We start from the raw sequence: 8,996 nt of genomic DNA on the forward strand, positions 1-8,996 counted from the left end.
AGACTACTCGCGTGCGGGCGGCGTGGCGGAGTTGTTTGTGAAGACAGAAATTATCGGTCTTTCCCGACAGAAACCGAGGGTATCTGGGTTTCCTGTTGCGAACCTGAGAATGCAATGTGCCAATGGTGTGCATAGCGCTCGTCAGGGCCGACGAGCATGCCGTCCACCGATGGGGGAAAGACCGTGGCTCGATCGACGAATGCACGCCGTGGCGGGAGTGGCCAGACCGGGATCAGAGCGGTGCGCCGCCAGGGTCTGGCCGGCGCCGTCGGAAGCTCGTTGGTTCTGACGCTTGGACTCGTCGCCGCGCCCGTGGTCTACGAGCCGCTGGCGAACGATCTCCCGGCGGCCGAGGCCGTCCCGGGCAGCCCGGGCGTGATGGAGGCGCCGACCAACTTCTACGCGGAGAACTTTGAGAACGTCACGTGGCAGGAGCCGGTGGGCACCGGTGGTGGGTCGGACGAGGCGGCGTGGGACGCCGACGACTTCGTCCAGACCCTGACGGAGTACCCCTTCGGTGACGACGGGACCGCGGCCGACTTCCAGCCTGGGTACGTCAACGAGAACGGCACGACGACGTATTCGGCGGACCCGCAGTGGGCGGCGGGCACCTACTGCAACGGCTTCATCGTCGCGGCCCACGGCGAACTGAACTACGCAAATCTCTCTCTGGACGGCCCACTCCCGCTCAGCGGTCCGGGACAGGCGTGCGGCGACGCGCGTTCGTTCAACTCGGTTCGGTTGATCGCGAAGGCGATGGGCCAGTACCACCTGAATATTCCCTACGGGAGCAATGCCGTTGACTACCCTTATATCGACGTCGATCTGGGCAATCCGGACGACCCACTTGAGAACCACGTGGTGAGTTCCTACACGGCAGCTTCGACCATCACGCCGGGGACGATGCTCGAGTTCGACGAGCCGATCGACGTCGACCCGGGGCGCTATTACCAGGCGTCGGTCGATATCGCGGCGATGAGTTGTGTCGTCACGGCGGGGAACGGAGTCGGGGCGATCCCGCAGATCTACTTGACGCAGTCGGACGGCACGGAGAGTCCCGTCTTCTCGAACGCGATCAACTCGTGCAACCCCGGCGCTCTGGGCGAGGTCTTCACGTACGGCCAGGGAGGCGGCGCTGGCACCGCGGTCGGCCGGCAGCGGACCATCCGGGTCGGGACGTTCCTCGGTGACCAGGCGCTGCGGTCGACCGGCGACACCCTCGGAATCCGGATCAACAACGACCAGTCGGCGACGACCGGCAACGACAGCGCCTTCGACAACCTGGTCGTCCTCGACACCACGCCGAAGATCGACAAGGAGTTCAGCTCCTATCCAGGACCGGGCAGCGACGGCATCTACCCGACCGGCACCGACGGCACGCTGACCTTCACGATCACGAACACCTACGACCCGGTGCTCGGGGAGGACACACCGTCGGGACCGAAGGAGGACTTCGGCTTCACCGACACGATCAACGACTCGAACCTGCAGCTCACCGGCACCTCGGAGACGACGTGCGGCGACGGTACGGTCACGGTCGACTCGGCGGCGGGCACGGTCGCGCTCGACGGCGGCGACCTCGTGGACCCCAACCTCGTCAGCTGCACGGTCACGGTCGGCGTCACCTCCGACGTCGCGGGCACGTACACCAACGGCCCTGACGACATGGAACTCATCGGCCTGAACCCCCCGGGTGACACGTCGATCGCGTTCGAGGACGTCGAGCCGGTCGAGTGCTCCTCGACCGCGCAGCTCTGGCAGGCCACGGATGACAGCCCGCCGACGACGGTCTTCGACCTCAACCTGATCACGGGTGACTATGTCGACCAGGGTGAGGTCCCCGAGCACAGCATCAACGCCGTGGGGTACAGCGCGTTGGACGGCTGGTTCTGGGGCAGTCGAAACTTGAACGAGTCGACGACATCGCCCGAGATCGTCGCGACCTCGCCGGACTATTCGGAGCAGGTGCTGTATGGCAGTCCGAATTTCGACGACGTCCCGTTCGGAACAGGGTCGTTCTCGTCAGGGGTGAACATCGGCGACGTCTCGCCGGAGGGGATCTGGTACGGCTCGACCTCGGAGAACACGGGAGCAGCGTGGCTGTCCGTGGACGTCGACCCGTCCTCGCCGACCTTCATGCGCGTGCTCGACGGCGACACGTCGTACGGCACGGGAAACAACAACCTTCAGCCCGGCGACGACTGGTCGTACTACGACGGCAAGCTGTGGTCGGTCGGGTACAACTCGAGCAACAACTCAACGGTCCTCTTCTCTCTGGACCCGTCGGTCGACAACGTGAATCTCGTGAACGAGAACAACTACGGCGTGATCAAGGCTCCAGACAACATCAACCCGTCGAACCCTCCGGGTGGGGGCAAGGCATGGGGCGCGACCTACACCGACGACTCCGGCTTCCTCTACGCCTCGAACAACGGGACCGGCCAGATCTGGCGCTTCAACATGAACGATCCCACGGAGCCCGCGGCGTTCTTCTCCTACGGCCCGGCATCCGGAGGCAACGACGGGTCGCGATGCCCGGGACCGCTGCCGATCGACTTTGGTGACGCGCCCGACAGCTACCAGACGCTTCTCGAGTCCACCGGTCCCTTCCACGGCGTCACGAACGACCCGGCGGACCCGCTGCTGACGATCGGTGACACGGTCACTATCGAGACGGACGGTCAGCCTGATGTGTCGGCGGGGTTGGATGAGGATGATGCGTTTACCGAGGACCCGACGGTCAACGTCGACGCGGACGAGTCGACTCTGACGATTCCGATCACGAATAACTCGTCTGATGGTGCGGCGTTGGCGGGGTGGATCGACTTCGACCTCAGCGGCACGTTTGACGAGGATGAGCGGTCGGTGATCGACACGGGTCTGGCTACGGGGGATGCGGTCTTGACGTGGTCGGTGCCGGCGGATGCGGTGCCGGGCGATTCGTATCTGCGTCTTCGTGCGGCGCTGGTGCCGGGTGATGATCTCCCGACGGACACGTCGGACATCGGTCCGGGTGTGGATTCGGGTGAGGTCGAGGACTGGCCGATCACGTTGGAGGAGCTGCCGCGTGACTTCGGTGATGCTCCGGACACGTTCGGGACGTTGGATGCCTCGGGTGGTGCGAGCCATGGGGTGATCGATTACGACGACACGACGAACACGGCTCCGTTGATGCTGGGTGACTCGACCACGGTGGATGTGGAGGAGGACGGTGTCCCGACGGTCGGTGCTGACGGGGACGACCTCGCGGACGTCGATGATGAGGCCGCGATCGCCGAGCCGGTGGTTGCTGGGTTGGACAGCCCGTTCGTCACGAACGTGACGGCAACCAACGACAGCCTCACCGACGCGACGCTCGTCGGGTGGCTGGACGTGAACAACAACGGTGTCTTCGATGACGGTGAGATCAGCGATGTCGTGACGGTGCCGGCCGAGTCGGGGGCGGCGGACTATGCGTTGACGCTGCCGGCGCCGACGTCGACGGACGACACGTATCTGCGTCTGCGCCTGTTCGCGGGCGGTAATGACACGCCGTTGCCGACGGGTGCGTGGACCGGTGGTGAGGTGGAGGACTATCTGGTCACGGTGGTCGAGCCGGAGCTGGTGGTGGAGAAGACGCCGTCGACGACGGAGGCCGCCCCGGGCGAGGACGTGACGTACACGATCACGGTGGAGAACACCGGTGCGGTGGACTTCACGGAGTCCAACCCGGCGACGGTCAGCGATGACCTGTCGGGTGTGATTGATGATGCGACGTACAACGACGACGCGACCGCGACCTCCGACGTGGACGGCAACACCCCGCCTGCCCCGTCGTACACGGAGCCGGAGCTGACCTGGTCGGGTCCGCTCGCGGCAGGGGAGACGGTGACGATCACGTACACGGTCACGGTCGCGGACCCCCTGTCCGAGACGGGGGACGGGGTGCTGGACAACGTCGTCACGGCACCGTTCTCGAACTGTGAGGACACCCCGGATGCGCCGGAGTGCAACCCGCTGGTGCCGATCAAGTCGTTGGAGATCACGAAGTCTGCCGACCCCGGTGATGAGGTGTTGGCCGGTGAGACGGTGACGTACTCGATCACGGTGGAGAACACCGGCGGGTATGCCTACACCGCCCTGGACCCGGTGACGGTGACCGATGACCTGACGGACGTGCTGGACGACGCGACGTATGTGGACGGCAGCGAGGACGCGACGTCGTCGATTGTGGCGAACACGCCGCCGGTGCCGAGCTACAGCGAGCCGGTCCTGTCGTGGACGGGCCCGCTGGACGTGGGTGAGACGGTCACGATCACGTATCAGGTCACGGTCGACGACCCGCTGTCCGAGGACGGTGACGGGATCTTGGACAACACGGTCACGGGCCCGGAAGAGTCGACGTGTCCGCCGGACTCGACCGATCCTGAGTGCAACCCGCAGGTTCCGGTCAAGGCGCTGGACATCACCAAGGCCTCCGACGCTGATGGTTCGGTCGCCGCAGGTGACGTGGTGACATACACGGTGACGGTGGAGAACACCGGGCAGGTGGACTACGCCGACCCGGATCTGGTGGAGATCTCCGACGACCTGTCGGCGGTGCTGGATGATGCGACGTACAACGACGACGCGGCCGCGGTCTCTTCGGACGGTGTGACGGTCGACGACCCGACGTTCGCGGACCCGACGCTGAGCTGGTCCGGCCCGCTGGCTGCCGGTGAGACGGTCGAGATCACGTATTCGGTGACGGTCGACGACCCGCCGGGCGACGGTGCGGACGGTCTGCTCGACAACGCCGTCGTGGGTCCGCCGGAGTCCAACTGTGACCCCGACCAGGACCCGGCGGACCCGGACTGCACCACGTCGGTGGCCTCGCGTTCGCTCGACATCACCAAGTCGGCCGACCCCGCCGGGGAGGTCCTCGCCGGTGACACCGTGGAGTACACGATCACCCTCGAGAACACCGGGGAGGCGGACTACACGGTGGCCGACCCGGCGGACATCTCCGACGACCTGTCCGGGGTGCTGGACGATGCGACGTACAACGACGACGCCGCAGCGGTGTCCTCGGACGGTGCGGCGGTCGACGACCCGACGTTCGCGGACCCGACGCTGAGCTGGTCCGGGCCGATCGCGGCCGGGCAGACGGTGACGATCACGTACTCGGTGACGGTCGACGACCCGCCGGGCGCGGACGCGGACGGCAACCTGGAGAACGCGGTGGTGGGCCCGCCGGAGTCGAACTGTGACGAGGACCAGGACCCGGCGGACCCGGACTGCACCACGCAGGTGCCGGTCAAGGCCCTCGACATCCTCAAGACCGCCGACGGGCCCGAGACTCTCCAGCCCGGTGACACGGTCGAGTACACGATCGAGGTCACGAACACCGGTGGTGTGGACTATGTGGCCCCGGATCTGGTGGAGATCTCCGACGACCTGTCGGACGTGCTCAACGACGCCGACTATGACGGCAACGCGGCGGCGACGTCGAACATCGGCGGCAACACGCCGCCGGCGCCGACGTACACTGCCCCGGAGCTGAGCTGGGCCGGTCCGTTGGAGGTCGGGGAGACGGTGACGATCACCTATTCGGTGACGTTGACCGACCCGCCGGGCCCGGATGCGGACGGTCAGCTCGACAACGCCGTCGTGGGTCCGCCGGAGTCGAACTGTGACGTGGACCAGAGTCCGCCGGACCCGGCGTGTTCGGAGACGGTCCCGGAGCCGCTGCTCGAGCTGACCAAGGAGTCCGACGCGGTGGGTGAGGTGCTCCCCGGTGACACGGTGACGTACACGGTCACGGTGGAGAACATCGGTGACAGCGCCTACACCGACGCGGTACCGGCGTACGTCTTCGACGACCTGACGGACGTTCTGGACGATGCGACGTACAACGACGACGCGGTCGCGAACCCTGATCAGGGCGAGTTCGACTACACCGAGCCTGTGCTGACGTGGTTCGGCCCGCTCGCCCCCGGGGAGCTGGTGACGATCACCTATTCGGTGACGGTCGACGACCCGCCCGGCGACGACGCGGACGGCGTGCTGTTCAACGCGCTGGTGGCCGAGGGTTCCAACTGTGACGAGGACACCGACGACCCGGACTGCACCGACACGGTGCCGGTGCGTTCGCTCGACATCGACAAGTCCTCCGACGCCGGGGACTCGGTGGCTCCGGGTGACGTGGTGACGTACTCGATCGCGGTGACGAACACCGGGTCGGTGGACTACACGCTGCTCGACCCGGCGGTCGTCGTCGACGACCTCACCGACGTCTTGGACGACGCGACGTACAACGACGACGCGGTCGCGACGTCGGACATCGTCGCGAACGTCCCGCCGGCTCCGCAGTACGAGAACCCGGAGCTGTCGTGGCAGGGCCCGCTGGAGCCCGGCGAGACGGTGACGATCACGTACTCGATCACGGTCGACGACCCGCTGGCCGACAACACCGACGGCGTGCTGGCCAACACGGTCGTCGGGCCTCCGGAGTCCTCGTGCGACCCCGACCAGGACCCGGCCGACCCGGACTGCACGGTGACCACACCGATCCGTGAGCTGGGCGTCCTCAAGACGTCTGACGCGGTCGAGTCGGTGGCCCCGGGTGACGTGGTGACGTACACGGTCGAGGTGACCAACACCGGTCAGGCCCCCTACACGGTCGAGGACCCGGCGACGGTGACCGACGACCTGTCGGGTGTCCTGGATGACGCGACGTACAACGGTGACGCGGCGGCGACGTCGGACGGGGACACCACCCCGCCGGCCCCGGTGGCCAGCGCCGTGTCCGAGACGATCACGTGGTCGGGTCCGCTGGAGGTCGGTGAGACGGTGACGATCACCTACTCGGTGACCGTCGACGACCCGCCAGGCCAGGACGCCGACGGCGTGCTCGAGAACGCGGTCACCGGCCCGGACTCGAACTGCCCGGAGGGCTCGACCGACCCGGACTGCACCGTGACCACCCCGGTTCGCGGCCTGGACGTCGTCAAGACGTCGGACGCAGCCGGCGAGGTCGCCGCGGGCGACACCGTGACCTACACGGTCACGGTGACCAACACCGGCGGGTTCGACTACACCGTGCTGACCCCGGTCCAGGTGAGCGACGACCTGACGGGAGTCCTGGACGACGCGGAGTACAACGACGACGCGGCGGCCAACCCTGACAGCGGAACGTTCGCCTACACCGAGCCGGTGCTGACGTGGACGGGCCCGCTCGCGGCCGGCGAGTCGGTCGAGCTGACCTACTCGGTCACGGTCGAGGACCCGCTGGCAGAGCCCGGTGACGGGGTGCTGGAGAACACGGTCGTGGTGCCGGGCACCAACTGCCCTGAGGGCAGCGAGGACCCGGACTGCACCGTGACCACCCCGGTGCGTTCGCTCGAGATCGTCAAGACCTCGGACAACGACAACGGTGAGGTCGATGCCGGTGAGACGATCGTCTACACGATCGAGGTGACCAACACCGGTGCGGTCGACTATGTCGACCCGGACCTCGTGGAGATCACCGACGACCTGTCCAACGTGCTCGACGACGCGACGTACAACGACGACGCGGCGGCGACGTCGACGGGTGCTGTCCCGCCGGCGCCGACCTACACCGAGCCGGTGCTGACCTGGACGGGTCCGCTGGCGGCCGGTGAGACGGTCACGATCACCTACTCGGTGACGGTGGACGACCCGCCGGCCGGCGACCAGATCCTGTCCAACACCGTCGTGGGCCCGCCCGAGTCGAACTGTGACCCGGACCAGATTCCCGCGGACCCGGACTGCACCGCCGAGATCCCCGAGCACGCCGCGTCGGTCGTCAAGACCTCCGACGCCGGTGAGTCGGTGATCCCGGGCGACGTCGTGACCTACGAGGTCGTGGTGACCAACACCGGGCCGATCGACTACACGGACGCGTTCCCGCTGAAGGTGGCCGACGACCTGTCCGAGGTGCTGGACGACGCGACGTACAACGACGACGCTGCGGCGGCGCCGGAGTCCGGCGAGTTCGTCTTCGCCGACCCGTTCCTCCAGTGGACCGGTCCGCTGGCGGTCGGTGAGTCGGTGACCATCACCTATTCGGTGACGGTCGACGACCCGCCGGGGCCCGGCGCGGACGGCGAGCTCACGAACGTCGTGATCGTGCCGGGCTCGAACTGCCCCGAGGGCAGCGAGGACCCGGACTGCACCACGACCACCCCGGTGCGTTCGCTCGACATCGTCAAGACGTCGGACGCGATCGGGTCCGTCACGGCCGGAGACACCGTGCAGTACACGGTGACGATCACCAACACCGGGACGGTGGACTACGCCGACGGTGAGCTGACGGTCTCGGACGACCTGACCGACGTACTCGACGACGCGACGTACAACGACGACGCGTCGGCGAACCCCGACACGGGGACCTTCGACTACACCGAGCCGGTGCTGACGTGGACCGGTGGCCTGGCTGCCGGTGAGTCGGTCGAGCTCACGTACTCGGTGACGGTCAACGACCCCGACGAGGGCGACGCGTCGCTGGTCAACGCGGTGGTCGGTCCGCCGGAGTCCAACTGTGAAGAGGATTCGGAGGACCCTGACTGCACCGAGACGGTGCCGGTGCGCCGGGCGGAGGTCGCCAAGACCTCTGACGCGGCCGGGTCGGTGCTTCCTGGTGATGTCGTGACCTACACGGTCACGATCGAGAACACCGGGGATGCGCCGTACACGATGCTGAACCCGGCCACGATGGTCGACGACCTGACCGACGTGCTCGATGATGCGACGTACAACGACGACGCGACCGCGATGTCGTCCGTCGTGACGTCGACGCCGCCTGCTCCGGCCTATGCGCGGCCGGACCTGACGTGGACGGGCCCGCTGGCGGTCGGTGAGACGGTCACGATCACCTACTCGGTGACGGTGGACGACCCGCTGGCCGACGACGCCGACGGCGTGCTGGACAACGCGGTCGTCGGGCCGGAGGGGAGCAACTGCCCCGAGGGTTCGGAGGATCCGGACTGCACGGAGACGGTGCCGGTCCAGTCCCT

Annotated in this window: 1 protein-coding gene; it reads left to right on the top strand. The window is 67.2% G+C overall.

Annotated features, from left to right (window positions below):
• Nucleotides 1-279 precede the first annotated feature (279 nt).
• A partial coding sequence (locus Q343_RS14640; RefSeq protein WP_162175487.1) for a DUF7927 domain-containing protein occupies nucleotides 280-8,996 on the top strand: 8,717 nt, incomplete at its 3' end.

Origin of the sequence: Paraoerskovia marina DSM 21750, assembly GCF_000701465.1 — a bacterium.
Lineage (GTDB): Bacteria > Actinomycetota > Actinomycetes > Actinomycetales > Cellulomonadaceae > Paraoerskovia > Paraoerskovia marina.